The 15527-nt window shown below is 44.3% G+C and carries 12 protein-coding genes; 3 read left to right on the top strand and 9 right to left on the bottom strand.

What is annotated here, in order from left to right; all coding sequences use genetic code 11:
* Positions 1–161: 161 nt before the first annotated feature.
* A complete protein-coding gene (locus AB4161_RS11760) occupies positions 162–1778 on the bottom strand; it encodes a methyl-accepting chemotaxis protein (protein WP_372083375.1) in 1617 nt (538 codons plus the stop codon).
* Positions 1779–1944: 166 nt separating this feature from the next.
* A complete protein-coding gene (locus tag AB4161_RS11755; protein WP_372083374.1) occupies positions 1945–3378 on the bottom strand; it encodes a sodium-dependent transporter in 1434 nt (477 codons plus the stop codon).
* Between the two features lie 366 nt (positions 3379–3744).
* On the opposite strand from AB4161_RS11755, the gene cls reads away from it, so the two are divergent.
* Positions 3745–5199, top strand: a complete 1455-nt coding sequence (gene cls / locus AB4161_RS11750) for a cardiolipin synthase (RefSeq protein ID WP_372083373.1) — start codon at positions 3745–3747, stop codon at positions 5197–5199.
* Positions 5200–5381: 182 nt separating this feature from the next.
* Positions 5382–6566 carry a cystathionine beta-lyase gene (locus tag AB4161_RS11745; protein ID WP_017065338.1) on the top strand — a complete coding sequence of 395 codons (1185 nt, stop codon included), beginning with the start codon at positions 5382–5384 and terminating at the stop codon, positions 6564–6566.
* Positions 6567–6810: 244 nt separating this feature from the next.
* Here AB4161_RS11745 and AB4161_RS11740 read toward each other — a convergent pair whose 3' ends face one another.
* From AB4161_RS11740 to pspA, 7 genes are all read right to left on the bottom strand, one after another.
* Positions 6811–7377 carry a DNA-3-methyladenine glycosylase I gene (locus tag AB4161_RS11740; RefSeq protein WP_017065337.1) on the bottom strand — a complete coding sequence of 189 codons (567 nt, stop codon included), beginning with the start codon at positions 7375–7377 and terminating at the stop codon, positions 6811–6813.
* Positions 7378–7453: 76 nt separating this feature from the next.
* Complete coding sequence (locus tag AB4161_RS11735) at positions 7454–10564, bottom strand: efflux RND transporter permease subunit (protein WP_017065336.1); 3111 nt, start codon at positions 10562–10564, stop codon at positions 7454–7456.
* Positions 10557–11642, bottom strand: coding sequence for an efflux RND transporter periplasmic adaptor subunit (locus AB4161_RS11730; protein WP_017060312.1), 1086 nt, complete (start codon positions 11640–11642; stop codon positions 10557–10559). Before AB4161_RS11730 ends, AB4161_RS11735 begins: the two co-directional genes overlap by 8 nt.
* A 1-nt stretch (position 11643) precedes the next feature.
* Positions 11644–12678, bottom strand: a complete 1035-nt coding sequence (locus tag AB4161_RS11725; RefSeq protein WP_029235302.1) for an efflux RND transporter periplasmic adaptor subunit — start codon at positions 12676–12678, stop codon at positions 11644–11646.
* Positions 12679–12836: 158 nt separating this feature from the next.
* A complete protein-coding gene (gene pspC, locus AB4161_RS11720; protein WP_017065334.1) occupies positions 12837–13223 on the bottom strand; it encodes an envelope stress response membrane protein PspC in 387 nt (128 codons plus the stop codon).
* Positions 13216–13449 carry an envelope stress response membrane protein PspB gene (gene pspB / locus AB4161_RS11715; protein WP_004734605.1) on the bottom strand — a complete coding sequence of 78 codons (234 nt, stop codon included), beginning with the start codon at positions 13447–13449 and terminating at the stop codon, positions 13216–13218. The genes pspC and pspB overlap by 8 nt, the downstream gene beginning before the upstream one ends.
* A gap of 14 nt (positions 13450–13463) precedes the next feature.
* On the bottom strand, positions 13464–14135 hold the full coding sequence (pspA, locus tag AB4161_RS11710) for a phage shock protein PspA (protein WP_010440091.1): 672 nt from the start codon (positions 14133–14135) through the stop codon (positions 13464–13466).
* Positions 14136–14408: 273 nt separating this feature from the next.
* On the opposite strand from pspA, the gene pspF reads away from it, so the two are divergent.
* Positions 14409–15431 (top strand): phage shock protein operon transcriptional activator, encoded by a 1023-nt coding sequence (gene pspF, locus AB4161_RS11705; protein ID WP_017060309.1) that lies wholly within the window; start codon positions 14409–14411, stop codon positions 15429–15431.
* Positions 15432–15527: the final 96 nt, after the last annotated feature.

Here is a 15527-nt window from a genome sequence, read left to right as displayed (position 1 = left end):
TGTAGAACGTGGAGTATACCTCGTCTGAACCCAGATTCCAGCTACGAAAAAGCCCAACTCACTCAATAAATATTGAATCGTTGGGCTTCTTTTCAGCAACTAGCGATCAGTGCGTGGTCTTTACTCGATTACCAATAGGTAAATAGAACCAAGCTACCGCTTTACCCCAGTTTAAACTTACCAACTAATGCTTCTAGCTCAGCAACCTTAGCGTTCAAGCCTGATGTATTTTCGGAGCTACGAGTTGCTAGCTGCAGAGATTGCTCAGAGATATCGCTAATCGCGGTAATGTCCGCTGCAATTTCTTTGGTCACAGCCGTCTGTTCTTCTGCCGCAGTCGCAATAGAGTTAACCATGCTTTGTACATTGCCCGCACCGCTCACAATCGCTTCTAGAGCCGAAACAGCACCTGAACTTTGCTCAACACCAATCTCAACTAAACGACAGTTATCTTGAGTGTAAGTCACCGCTTCTTGAGTGCCCGATTGAATCGATTGAATGATGCCCGAGACTTCTCGTGTCGCTTTGGTTGTTCTTTCTGCTAGCGCTCGCACTTCATCGGCTACCACAGCAAAACCACGACCAAACTCGCCTGCACGTGCCGCTTCAATTGCAGCGTTAAGAGCTAACAGGTTAGTTTGCTCAGCAATGTCTTCGATTACCTTGATAACGCTACCAATCTGCTCACCGTGAGAACCTAGAGTATTCATTTGCAACGACATATCGCTCATTTGAGTCGACACTTGTTGAATACTCGCCACCATCTCAACAATCACGTTGCGGCCATCTTCTGCAGAGGTTTCTGAGCGACGTGCTTCTTCATAAGTTGAAGTACCTTGCTGCGCCACTTCAGAAATGGTCAAGCTTAGCTCTTCAGCAGCCGTTGCAATCAAGTTAGCTTTGTCTGCTTGAGCTGATGCACCAGTAACGATGTCTTGGCTAATAGAAGAGAGCTCCCCTGTCACCGATTGGACTTGGTGAGTCACAGACGAGATTGAACCTAATAGGTCTACTAGTGATTTCTGCATCTGGTTAATCGACTTAGCCAGTTCAGCCAATTCATCACCAGAATCATCAATAATGTCGCCTGCCGTTAGGTCACCATTTGCTACACGTCGTGCTACTTGTTCTACACGAGTAAGACGATTGGTAATAGAGCTAGACAACAGATACGCAATCACACAACCAAAGACAATCGCAATAGCAGACAACACCATGATGGTGCGCTCGATGGTAGTAAACGTGTCGGTTAGTGTCAGTAGTGACTGTTCTGTATCTGCGCGCTCACTTGCTGACGCTTGATCCAGTAAGTTCTCAATAGGGATAAGATTGCTCTCATACAAAGATCGTAGCTGTTGAATATTGGCTAGTAGCGCAGCTTCATCATTGATCTTCGGCACAAGCTTTGATTCAAACTCTTGAGTGAAACGCCCCATCAGGTCTTCAATTCGCTGAATACGGCGGTGGTCTTCCGAACCTCTACTCTCCAAACGCTTAGCCTGCTCGATAGCTTGAGCAAATTCGCTCTTGTTGGTTCGATAATCATTGAGTGCATTATCGACCAGAGTGATTGCACCCAGAGCATCTCGATAGACATCTCCAGCTTCATCTATCAGAACAAGATAGGTAACAGTGCCCGGTACATCGTCCATTCTGATCTCATCAGCACTTCTATGAGCGCCAATAACTTCTATCCATACAATACTGACTAACGTGACAAGCACCGCCAATATAGAGCCAAAACCGGCATACAGTTTCTTTCTCACTGACAATTTCACACAACACCTACCTAAATCAAAATATAGCTCTAACAGCTATTCGTTCCATTTATATCGGCTATCAGACGGATACCTTTAATAATTATTTTTCTTAGATAATTAAGTTCCAGACATAAAAAAACGGGAGCTAATGAGCTCCCGTTTATCAAATTACTTTATCTTGCGATTAGAACTTCTTAGAAATCAGCGCAAAACCAGCAATGATACCAATACCTAGTAGCATGATTGCACCTTTACCGCTATCGAAGCCAGAAGAGATACCCATGAACGCAACGATTGCGATAGCTACAGGGATGATGTACTTAACTAGTGTGTACCATAGACCAAATAGTGGGAAAGAGACTTCACCGTCGTTAGTGATTTCTTTCTCTAGGTCTGCACGGTTTAGTCTCCAACCAGCGAAGATACATACCAACATACCGCCAACCGCTAGGAAAATCTTATCCGTTAGTAGGTCGAAAATGTCGAACGCGCCAGTATCAAACAGTGTTGGACCGAAGCCGCCAAGTGATAGAGAAGCGAAGATACATAGAATCGCCATTACAACACTTGCAGACAGTACCGCTGTTACACGCTTCATGCCTTTCTCATCGATTAGGTAAGAAACCACAACTTCAAGTAGAGATACTGAAGATGTTAGTGCCGCAACACTCAAACCAACGAAGAACATAAAAGCAAATAGAAGACCAACTACGCCGCCCATTTCAGCGAACAGCTGAGGAACAACAACGAATACTAAACCAGGGCCCGCTGCAGGTTCCATACCGAACGCGAACATTGCAGGGAACATTGCAACACCAGCTAGAATAGCAACACCAGTATCCATTGCGGTTACCATTGCTGTTGTCTGAACTAGGTTCTCTTTCTTCTTAAGGTAAGAACCGTATGTCATCATACAACCCATACCAAGACTTAGAGAGAAGAATGCTTGACCTAGAGCGGCTAGAATTACATTGCTGTCTACTTTAGAGAAGTCAGGACTGAATAGGAACTCAAGACCAGCCATCGCGCCCGGAAGCATAATGCCTTTGATTGATACTACAATAAGGATAATGAAAAGAAGCGGCATCAGGATCTTACCTGCTTTCTCAATACCACCAGAGATACCTTTCATAACGATAACAACGTTAAGTAGTAGGTATAAGCCCATCCACATTAGTGGTTGAACTGGGTTTGAGATAAAGCCACCAAAGCTATCACCAATTGCTTCTGGTGCGTCTAGAAGACCACCTGCAATTTTACCGATGTATGCGATTGACCAACCGCCTACTACTGGGTAGAAACCCATGATAAGTAGACCACTGAATACGCCGATAACGCCAGCGAACGTCCAACGACGGTCAGTTGTTTTAAATGCACCTACTGCTGATTTTTGCGTATGACGGCCAATCGCAAATTCAGTCAGCATGACACTGAAACCAATAAAAATTACAAAAAACAGGTAAATGGCAACGAATGCACCACCGCCACTTTCGCCTGCTGTGTATGGGAATTTCCAAATGTTACCTAAGCCAACAGCAGAACCTGCTGCAGCCATTACGAATCCTAACTTCGAACCCCAGGTATCGCGGGGTGTTGTGGTTGTATTACTAGTAGCCACGTGTACTCCAAACTTTTGTGTTATGTGATGTTGTGTTTTGCTTTGGGTGGCGTCTTTAAAAGGAAGGTGTATACAAAAGTTTACATACCTAAAAGATTTGATTGACGCTCGTTGTCTAGCAAGTAAACCAGTTTAAGAATAAAATTGGAAGCCCGAACCGTACAAATTTCGTTACCAATGTAAATTTTTATGGTTAAATGCCGCCTTTTCATACAAAACAATCGTTTTCGTCTTAAGTTAACCAAAACTTAACAACTATTACCTGTTTACAGCTTTTGCTCTATTTTGTAAATAGTTGATTCCTTAAATTCCCATATCCGCAAAATAGCATTACTATCTAAGTGTCTCTTTTTTCGAGTATTCAATGTGGAAAAGTTCTACCATTTTTTAACTTTAGCTTCTGTCGCTTTGTACTGGGTACTGGTTGCCGGTGTGACCTTCCGTGTTGTACTAAAACGGCGCTCTGTCAGCGTTTCTCTCGCGTGGTTGATGGTTATCTACATTATCCCAATTGTAGGTGTCGCTTGTTACTTCCTTTTTGGAGAGCTAAACCTAGGCAGAAAAAGGGCTGAACGCGCTCATCGTATGTTTACCCCTTTCGGCGACTGGTTCCGTCAATTGAATGATTGCCAACTTCACCAACCAGGGAAAGTAGGCTCCCCTATCCATAAAATTGACGAGCTTTGTAACAATCGAATGGGCATCCCTGCACTCAGTGGAAACACTCTATCGCTGCAGTCTTCACCAAACGAGATCCTACACGCAATTATCGAAGATATAGAAAATGCACAAACCAGTATCAAGATGGTTTTCTATATTTGGCATCCAGGTGGCCTGACCGATTCGGTTGCCTCTGCGCTGATTCGCGCTGCAAAACGTGGCGTAGATATTAAAGTTTTGCTCGATTCAGCAGGTAGCCCACGCTTTTTCAAAAGCCATTGGCTCGCAATGATGAAAGACTCGGGTGTACAGGTTGTACAAGCATTGGAGGTGAGCCCATGGCGTATTTTTTTACGTCGCCTAGATTTAAGACAACACCGCAAAATCATTGTGATTGACGAGACTATCGCCTATACGGGTTCAATGAACATGGTTGACCCGGCTCACTTCAAACAAAACTCAGGCGTTGGTCAATGGATTGATGTAATGGTCAGAGTGACTGGGCCAACCGTTAATGTGTTATCCGCTATTCATGGCTGGGATTGGGAAGTTGAGACTGGTGAACGCATTCTCCCTGATATACCTGAATGCCCAGTTGAAGAAATCATGACACATCATCCGGTTCAAGTAGTGCCGTCTGGCCCTGGCATGCCGGAATATTTGATCTTACAAGTACTGACCATCGCCATCAATCAAGCGAATCATTCTGTACGTATTACTACACCTTATTTTGTGCCAAGTGCTGACTTACTCGAAACACTTAAGATGACAGCTCAACGCGGCGTAACTGTAGAACTGATCATTCCACACAATAACGATTCACTAATGGTTAAATGGGCTTCTCGTGCGTTTTATACCGAGTTGCTTGAAGCTGGCGTGAAGATCTATGAATTTTACGGTGGCCTTCTTCATACCAAATCGGTAGTGATCGATGAAGAGTTTTGCTTGATCGGAACCGTCAATATCGACATGCGCAGTTTGTGGCTCAACTTTGAAGTGACTCTGGCTGTGGATGATGTGCATTTCACGCAAAAACTGTCTGAGCTGCAGAAATCTTATATCGCTTCATCCCACTCTGTAGAGTTAGAACAGTGGGAGCAAAGAAACCTTAGTAATCGCTTCTTTGAGAGGCTGTTCTACTTGTTCAACCCACTCCTATAATTCCAGCAATGAGTCGATTATGGCTCGTTGTTTCCCCATCGATCATTTTTAACCTTTCACTGTTAACTGAGTGAAAGGTTAAAAATCGTAAGAAAAGCGCAAAAATCCCCGCTCCGCTCTTGCTTTGAACACTCTTGGCATGTTTTAAATAGGACATAACCGATTGATAAGGAATTCACAGCATGTCCGAGAACAAAACCACTAAACTTATCACTGCCGGTCGTGATAAGAAGTGGACCAATGGTGTTGTTAACCCACCAGTACAACGCGCTTCAACTGTCGTATTTAACTCAGTAGAAGAGAAGCGTAAAGCTACGATTAACCGCGCTAACAAGACCCTTTTTTACGGACGTCGTGGAACCAACACTCATTTTGCCTTCCAAGATGCGATGGTTGAAGTAGAAGGCGGCGCCGGTTGTGCACTGTACCCGTGTGGTACGGCCGCCATTTCTAATGCCATTCTCTCTTTTGTAGAAACAGGTGATCATATTTTAATGGTTGACACCTGCTACGAACCTACTCGTGATTTCTGTGACACCATCATGAAAAAGATGGGGGTAGAGACAACTTACTACGAGCCAACGATTGGTGAAGGTATCCAAGACCTTATCAAGCCAAACACTAAGGTGCTGTTTACTGAGTCTCCAGGCTCTGTCACCATGGAAGTGCAGGATATTCCAACACTAGCGCGTATCGCTCATGAACATGACATCATCGTTATGCTAGACAATACTTGGGCGGCTGGCGTGAACTTCTCACCGTTTGATTTTGGTGTTGATATCTCGATTCAAGCAGCGACCAAATACATCGTGGGTCACTCTGATGTGATGCTAGGTACGGCAGTCGCCAATGAGAAATGCTGGGATCAACTAAGAGAGCAAAGTTACTTGATGGGGCAATGTGTCTCACCTGATGATGCTTATTTAGGGCTTCGCGGCATTCGTACTCTTGATGTGCGTCTACGCCAACACGCAGAAAGCAGCTTGAAGGTCGCAAAATGGTTAGAGACTCGTCCTGAAGTTAACCACGTTCGTCACCCTGCTCTTGAGTCTTGCCCAGGCCATGAATTCTTCAAACGAGATTTTACTGGCGGTAATGGCTTGTTCTCTTTTGTACTAAACAACTCTAATATCAAAGCGACGACAGCGTTACTTGATGGAATGACACATTTTAGTATGGGTTACTCTTGGGGTGGATTTGAAAGTTTGATTCTAGCTAACGAACCAAGCAGTTTTGACAGCTTGAGAACTGTTGCCAATCCTAATTTCGAAGGTACCTTGATACGTGTTCATATTGGGTTAGAAGATGTTGATGACCTGATTGCTGATCTAGAGGCGGGATTAGAACGTTATAGCGCTCTGATTTAATCTGAGACGATAGGTCTAATATGCAAAAAAGGCAGGATATTCCTGCCTTTTTCTGTTTAAAGCATAACTCAAAATACTCATATTCAGATACTTCAGCTCATAATACAAACCGCTCATAGTCCAGAAGCTTTCAAAGCCAATATTGAACCTTAAAGCACATCCACTTAAAGATCTCAGAGCGATGAAAAAATGGCTATGAATTTTTCAATTTCTAAGTGATTGTTCCGCTCAAATAAATAACACTTTATTTGTGTGGGCAACCGACTAAATGATCATTGACCATACCTGTTGCTTGCATAAATGCGTAACAGATTGTTTCTCCTACAAACTTAAAGCCTCTCTTCTTCAAAAACTTACTCATCGCTTTAGATTGCTCGGTAGAAGCGGGAACTTGAGACATCTCAGTCCATTGATTCACGATCACTTCATTATCAACAAATTGCCATAAGGCATTAGAAAGAGAGCCGAACTCTTTCTGTAATTCAAGCGTTGCTCGTGCATTGTTGTATACCGAAGCAATCTTACCCCTGTGTTTAACCACATCGAAGTTTTCAATGATGTGCGGCACGTTGTCTTCATTCAGCTCAGCTAGCTTGTTTAGATCGTAATTATCGAACGCGGCACGATAGCCTTCACGCTTTTTAAGGATCGTAATCCAACTCAGACCTGCTTGAGCACCTTCTAAAGTAATGAACTCAAACAGAACTTGGTCATCATAAACAGGCACGCCCCACTCTGCATCGTGGTACTCCCTTTCAAGCTCATGTTTAAGCGCCCATGCACACGTTCTATCCACTGTATTAGCTTCCATTTCGATGGTCTCTTTTAGTAATCATACATAAAAATAATGCCCCAATTAGGGGCATTATTTCAAAGGTCAGTTGACGTTAAGCCACTTCAATTTTATGGAACAAACGATACAGCACAGGCACTACGATTAGCGTGAGTACAGTCGCAAAGCCTAAACCAAACATGATGGTTACTGCCATTGGTTTGAAGAAGATATCCGGTAGTAGAGGGATCATACCTAGAATGGTGGTAATCGCCGCCATACATACCGGGCGAACACGACTCAGAGCCGCATCAACAACCGCTACATACGGATCTTTACCAGATTTCATCTCAATCTCAATTTGATCAAGTAGTACGATACCGTTCTTCAGAAGCATCCCAGATAGACTCAAGAAGCCCAACAGCGCCATAAAGCCGAATGGTGTATTCAAGGCTAGCAAGCCTGTCGTCACCCCTATCAACGCCAATGGAACCGTTAACCAAACGATCAGAGGCTCTTTCACCGAGTTAAACAAGAACACAGTGATTAAGAACATGAACAAGTAACCCAGAGGCATGGTTGTGAACAGTGACGCCTGTGCATCTGCTGACGACTCATATTCACCCCCCCATTCCAATGAGTAACCCGGAGGCATCTCAATCGCTTCAATCTGTGGTTGTAAGCGTTTCTGTAGAGTTGAGGCCGTCTCTTCACCCAATAGATCAGGATCCGCCATTACCGTTAGCATACGCTTACGGTTCTTACGGATGATCAGTGGATCTTCCCATTCTAGCTCGTAACCTAACGTTACTTGTTGAAGTGGGATGTACTCACTTAATGCTGGGCTCCAGATCTTCATGCCTTCGATGTTACGAATATCGACACGCTCGTCTTCAGGCAAACGAGCCACAATCGGCATTAACGTTGTACCATCACGATACACACCAATCGACTTACCAGAGAAAGACATTGCTAGGAAATCATCAACGTCAGATTTAGTAATACCATAACGACGCGCTTGGCTTTCATTGAACTGAGGCTCTAATACCTTAGTTCTTTCACGCCAATCGTGACGAACGTTAAATGCGCCTTCATCAGCACGCATGATGTCCATCACTTGTGCAGCGATTGAACGTAAAACCGTTGGATCAGAACCCACAATTCGCGCTTCAATTTTCGCACCGCCACCAGGACCTAATTCGATCTGTTTAAGCTTGTAGTCAATCTCTGGGAACTGACCATTTACATGTTCACGGAAGCGTTTCATTAGCCCTTCAAGTACTTCATAACTTTTCACACGAACCGTTATCTCGCCGTAAGCGCTATAACTTTTCTCTGGCGCATAAGTCAGCATGAAACGTTGCAGGCCTTTACCCGCGGTTGTCGTGATATGTTCAACTTCGTCCTGCTCAGCTAGCCAACTCTCAAGCACTTTAAGCTTGGTATTGGTCGCTCGAATATCGGTACCTTCTGGCATCCACACATCCACTTGGAACATAGGTGTGGTTGAAGACGGGAAGAAGGCTTGCTTAACGAAACCAAAACCGTACACACTCGCGCCTAAACCAATAATCAGAACAAACATGGTTAACCAAGCACGCTTCATACAGAACTCAAGGAAGTTTTTGTAGATAACAAAAACCATCCCGTTGTATGGGTCCTTACCTTCGTTATCTGGATCGACCTTCTGACCTTTAAAGAACATGTCGGCAAAGAACGGCGTGAGCGAGATGGCAGTAAACCAACTCAGCATCAAGGAGATCAGTAGCACCGTGAACAAGGTGCCACAGTATTCGCCTGTTGAGTCTTCAGATAAACCAATTGGAGCAAACGCAGTCACCGCAATAACCGTCGCACCAAGCAGCGGCCATTTGGTTTGGGTTACGATATCGGTGGCGGCCTGCATCCGGGTTCGCCCCTTCTGCGTGCCGATCAATATCCCTTCCACCACCACAATGGCATTATCCACCAGCATCCCCAAGGCGATAACCAACGCGCCCAGTGAAATACGTTGTAGGTCGATCTTGAAGTACTGCATGAAAATGAATGTACCGAATACGGTCAATAGCAGTATCAAACCAATCAATAGGCCCGATCTTAGTCCCATGAAGAACAGTAACACCACGATTACGATCGCAACCGCCTGCCCTAAACTCACCACAAATCCGCTTACCGACTTGTCTACCTCTTTAGGTTGGTTATAAACCTCGGAGATGTCGATGCCGACGGGTTGTTGATACTTTAGCTCGGCCAATCTTCGATCAAACGCTTCACCAACCGCTACTACGTTCACGCCTTGCGCAAAAGAGACACCAAGGTTAAGTGCGAGCTTGCCGTTATAGCCAATGATGTTACTTGGCACTTCAACATAACCACGAGTTACATTCGCCACATCTTTTAAATAGATGAGACCTTGAGCACCACCTTCTGTCAGAATTAAATCGCCAAGCTGCTCAACATTCTGGAACTCACCCGTTGGATGGATTCGAATATATTCATCACCAATTCTTACCGCACCCGCACTTGATACAATATTTTGAGTCGATAAAAGGTTAAATACCGTGCTTGGAGACAGACCCAGAGAGCTTATCCGTTTCATCGATATCTCAATGAACACTTGCTCTTGTTGTTGGCCGGAAACGGAGACTTTACTGACCCCATCAACCAACTCTAGCTCTCGCCTTAGGTAATCAATGTAATCCAGCAGCTCTTTGTAGCTATAGCCATCCCCCGTCACCGCCAGCAAAATACCGTAAACGTCACCGAAATCATCGATGACTTGAGGATCATTGACGCCGGGTGGCAGTTCAACCTTGAGATCATTCACTTTTCGGCGAAGTTCATCCCATATTTGCGGAAGATCATCTGGGCCGTAGTTGTTCTTCATCGTCACCGTTACCTGTGATAGGCCGCGGCTAGAGATAGAGTTCACTTCGTCCACATAGGTAAGTTGTTGAATCGCTTTTTCTAGTGGGTAAGTAACTTCTTCTTCAACTTGTTGAGGTGTGGCCCCTGGGTAAGAGGTCACAACCATCGCATCTTTGATGGTAAAGGCAGGATCTTCTAAACGACCCAAGCCGAAAAAGGCAGAGACACCACCAATAAGAAAGATCAGAGATAGCATCCAGCTAATGACTTTGTTACGTATAAAGTAAGAAGCAACACCTGTGATCTGATCATCACCCTGTTGATCGTCATTTTGGGGCTTGTTATTTACTTCACTCATTGTTCGTCTCCTGAGACAATACTTCCACTGTCATCCCATCTCGCAATCGCGATACGCCTGCAACAACGACATGCTGCCCCATTTCCAATCCTTTCACTACCTGCAATGTTTCCTGGTTTGCTTTTCCTAACACGACTTGTTGTTTCGAGACTGTCTTGTCGTCGTTAAGAACCCACACATAAGAGTTTTTACGATCCAGTTCATCACCGTCTGCATTGAATACCGCTTCGATCGGAATAAGTACACCAGCTTTTAGCTCCAAACCGATATCCCGCCCGTTTGAAGTCACATCAACGGCCATACCATCAAGAATCAAATCGTCTTCTGGCATCGGCAAAGCTAATGTAACCGTGAAGGTACCCGTACTTGGATCGGGTTCAGTGGTGAACTCTTTAATACCTGCGGTGTATTCATTACCGCTTGGCACTCTCACCACAGCTTCCACGTTCGAGAGGAGCGTTTCATTGGGTTGATTCACATAAATTTGGTCAGGGAGCTGAATCACAACTTCGACATCCTCAACACTGTGAATGTTCACAATCTGTTGGCCTACCTGAATATTTTCATATTGGTCGACACTGACTCGAGAAATAATCCCATCAACAGGCGCACGAAGCATAGTGAACGATAAGCGCAGTTTCGCCAGTTCCAACTCGGCATAAGCAATCTGGCGTTGAGCGGCAATTTCATCGAATTGCGACTTAGCCAATAAGCCTTTCTTCACTAGCGGACTCGAACGTCGGTATTGACTATTGATTACCGTGTAACGAGCTTGAGCATTGTCCACATCCAATTGATAATCGGTTGGGTCAAGCTCGGCAATGATGTCCCCTTTGGCAACTCGTTCACCTTCCTTCACATCTAGCTTGAAGATTTCACCCGCAACTCGGAAACTGAGGTGAGCCTTCTCAGCAGCGTTTGCTACCGCAGGGAAATAGAGTTTGTCGCTAAAATCGATGACTGAAATCTCGATAGCTTTAACCAAGGGCGTGTTATTCACTTCTACAGCTTGCTTATCTTCACAAGCCGTCAGTAAGGCTAAACACGACAGGCCAGCAGCCACTTTAAGTGTTTTCATGTTATAGCCCCCTTTCCTTGATCCACTCTCGAACTTTAATGCCCGACTCAAGACCATTGACGCCAGAAGTCACAATGCGATCGCCATCGTTCAATCCAGAGACGATATGGCGTTTTTCATCGATGACAATGGCAACATTTTCAACAATGCCGTCGCTATTCACACGCCATACAGAGACATCATCCCCATCGGTCATCATTGCTGACGTTGGTATTTTGGTGGCCGCCGCTAACGATGAAACGAGATTTACCGAGCCAGACATACCGGGCAAAATACCCACATCGGTTGGTCTTTCCATCACCATGGTCACCTTGTACGAACCCGTTTTAGGGTCGGCTTCCGTATCGACTTCTTGGAATGTCAGTACATAGGAATTTTCAGGAAACGCATCAAAAACCATGGTTGCATCAATCTCGACCCCTGATGAAAAGCGCGTAATAAGTTGGTCGGGTAATAAGAAGACGACTTTAAGAATTTGATTGGTTTGAATATTCATCACGCCTTGTTTAGCCGCAATGTATTCATGGTTTTCAGCAGGAATGATGGAAATGGTTCCGTCATACGGCGCAACCAAAGTGGTGTAGCGAAGGTTCGCGTTAGCTTGATTAAGCACCGCGCGAGCTGAATTGTGGTTCGCTTTCGCTTGGTCGAAATCTTGCTCTGATACCACACGATCTTTACGAAGTTTGATCGCACGTTGATATTGAACATCGGCTAGCTGAAAATTCGCTTTTGCTTGCTTCTCGAGTAGTTGATATTCATCGGGATTTAACTTAGCAAGCTCGTCGCCTTTAGACACGTGCTGCCCAGCGGTCACATCGATGCTCTGCAATAACCCAGGAACACGGAATGCGAGTACCGCTCTGTCACCAGCTTCTGTGGTAGCAGGGAAATTACGCTCAAAGGCATTATTACCGACGGAGACAGTGAAGAGTTTGGCGGGTCTGGACTCAGGTTCAGGCACGGGAGGAAGCTCCTTACCACACCCAGACAACCCAGCTAAGGCAGTCAATAGGACAAGGGAGGCTCTATACATTGGTGATCATCCATATCTATAAATATTTTTATAACATAGATTAATCACATGTAACTTACCAGTCAGCGTAAGATTTATTTAGAGAAAATTATTAAAAAAAATAACGGCTTGGAATAAATTTTCCTAAACCGTTATCTAATCCTTTTTAGGTTTTACCACTACATGTTCTTAAATTCACGATTCACTTTAAACGTATCTGAGGTGACATAAGCTTCCATGTTGCGGACACTGGTCTCTAACTTCTGGAAATCACCCTCTAAAGTGTTCAATAGCGACTCTGCAGTTTGCCCTTTTTCCCAAGGCTTTTGCTTCAGCGTATGCTCTTGTTTCGCCTTCATTTGGTCGACATACTGAGGTGGTTGTTTTTCAAGCATAAATGTCAAAGCTAAATACGCTAATAACACCAGAAAACTACCACCAAGCAGTGCTGCTGAGATAACTAAGATGCGAACCAACCACACTTCAAGGCCAAAATAGTTCGCTAACCCTGCACACACACCAGACAATTTGCCGTTAATCGTGTCGCGATACAGTTCTCTACTCATAGTTTCGTCTCCAGTTAGGCGACTCCGCATCCAGTATTTTTTCTAGCGTTTTCACTCGGTCTTGCATGGATTCGGCTTGCGCAGAAAGCTTATGCAGACGTTGAAGATCCGTTTCAGAAAGACCATTGCTGGATTTCTTCTTGCTGCGGTAATGTAAGAATAACCATAGCGGTGCCACGAAGATTAAAAAGACAATCAGTGGACCTGCAATTAGAAATGTTGACATAGACAACTCCTAGATTATTTATCGCGGTTTTCAACTTGTTGCTTCAGTTTCGCTAGCTCTTTTTCGATTTCATCTTGAGCTTGTAGCTCGGCAAACTCTTGGTCTAAAGATTTTGCGTTGCCAGTCTTAGCGTAAACGTCCGCTTCAGCTTCTAATTCATCCACTTTACGCGAGAATTGCTCAAACTTCGCCATTGCTTCGTTGGTTTTGCTTGAGTGCAGGTGTTTTTGAACATCACGACGGTTGCTTGCCGCATTGTTACGAATCATTAATGCTTGTTGCTTTGCACGAGTTTCTGCGATCTTTGTTTCAAGTTTACCAATTTCACTCGTCAATTTTTCGATGGTTTCATGAACCAAGGTTTGTTCGGTGTGAAGGCTCTTGATGATGTCTTCCAGTTTTTGCTTTTCGATTAGCGCCGCTCTCGCCAAATCTTCGCGTTGTTTGGTCAGGGCAAGTGTCGCTTTATTTTGCCAATCTAGAATCTGTGTTTCGATAGCTTCTACTTTACGCGCTAGCTCTTTCTTGTCAGCAATTGCTTTTGCTGAGTTGGTACGAACTTCAACTAAGGTGTCTTCCATTTCTTGGATAATAAGACGAATCATCTTTTCTGGATCTTCAGCCTTATCTAATAGTGCACTGATGTTTGAATTTACAATGTCTGCAAAGCGAGAAAAAATACCCATGAGGAACTCCTTAATTACAATGATGGCAAATGCGTTTCAAATCGTTGTGCGACTTTATCAATCCACTTGCTCAAAAATTTACGTTTGTTGTTAAACCTACCATAAATAATCCAAGTAGCGTGCCAACTTTTAAGCCATTTATTATCAGTTACTTACAATAAAATGGTGATTAACTCGAACCATGCTATGATGAATTTAGCCAAGTATTGGTATTTTTCACCACTATGGCTCTTACATGACCTCTCCAGCGATTAATTCATACAAGGACCCGCTATGCAGCAGAACCTCATTGGTGAATCACCTAGCTTTCTCTCTGTGTTAGATAAAGTTTCCCAACTCGCACCAATAGAAAGACCCATTCTGATCATTGGCGAACGTGGCACAGGTAAAGAGTTGATCGCACAAAGACTGCATTACCTTTCAAGACGTTGGGATCAACCTTTGATCTCATTGAACTGCTCAACCTTAAGTGAAGGTTTGATTGATTCAGAACTGTTTGGTCATGAATCGGGATCCTTTACGGGTTCGAAAGGGCGTCATCAAGGTCGTTTTGAAAGAGCAGAAGGCGGAACGCTGTTTCTGGATGAGCTGGCGACCACTCCCCTTGCGGTTCAAGAGAAACTACTGCGCGTTATTGAATACGGGCAATATGAACGTGTCGGTGGGCAAAAGGCGCTAAGTGCCAATGTCAGACTGGTGTGTGCAACCAATGCCGACTTACCAGACATGGCATTAAAGGGCGAATTCCGAGCAGACCTATTAGATAGACTGGCGTTTGACGTCATTACTATCCCTCCTTTGCGTGAGCGAAAAGAAGACATCATGCTACTGGCAGAATATTACGCCATTAAGATGTGTCGTGAATTGGAATTGGAGTTGTTTGTTGGCTTTGCCCCCTCTGCCGTTGAATCGCTTTTGGATTATTCTTGGCCAGGGAATGTACGAGAACTCAAAAACGTCATTGAGCGAGCTATCTATCAGCACGGAAAAGATCCATATCCTATTGAATATTTGGTGTTTAACCCATTTAAACCCGCATGGAAAACAGAGCAAGATTCCTCTCCGGAAACTGGCAATGAGCCGTCTAACAGCCATACTTCATCAGAGAGCTTGTTTTCTTTGCCGCTTGATTACAAAGCATGGCAAGAACAACAAGACATCAAGCTACTCAACCAAGCCCTCAAACAGAGCAAATATAACCAGAAACAAGCCGCAGAATTACTTGGGTTAACCTACAACCAATTACGTGGAATGGTGAGGAAGTACGCGATTGTCGGACAAGCTAACGATAAATAGCTGTCCACGCTTGATTATTATTTGGAGCCGAATAAATAAAATGTTAAATTGTCCGGATCTTGAGGCTCCTCTAACGCCTCGTTTCGAAAAGTATTT

It is taken from the genome of Vibrio sp. 10N.286.51.E5, assembly GCF_041469125.1.
Taxonomy (GTDB): Bacteria; Pseudomonadota; Gammaproteobacteria; order Enterobacterales; family Vibrionaceae; genus Vibrio; species Vibrio crassostreae_C.
This window is presented reverse-complemented; position numbering and strand designations above follow the sequence as displayed.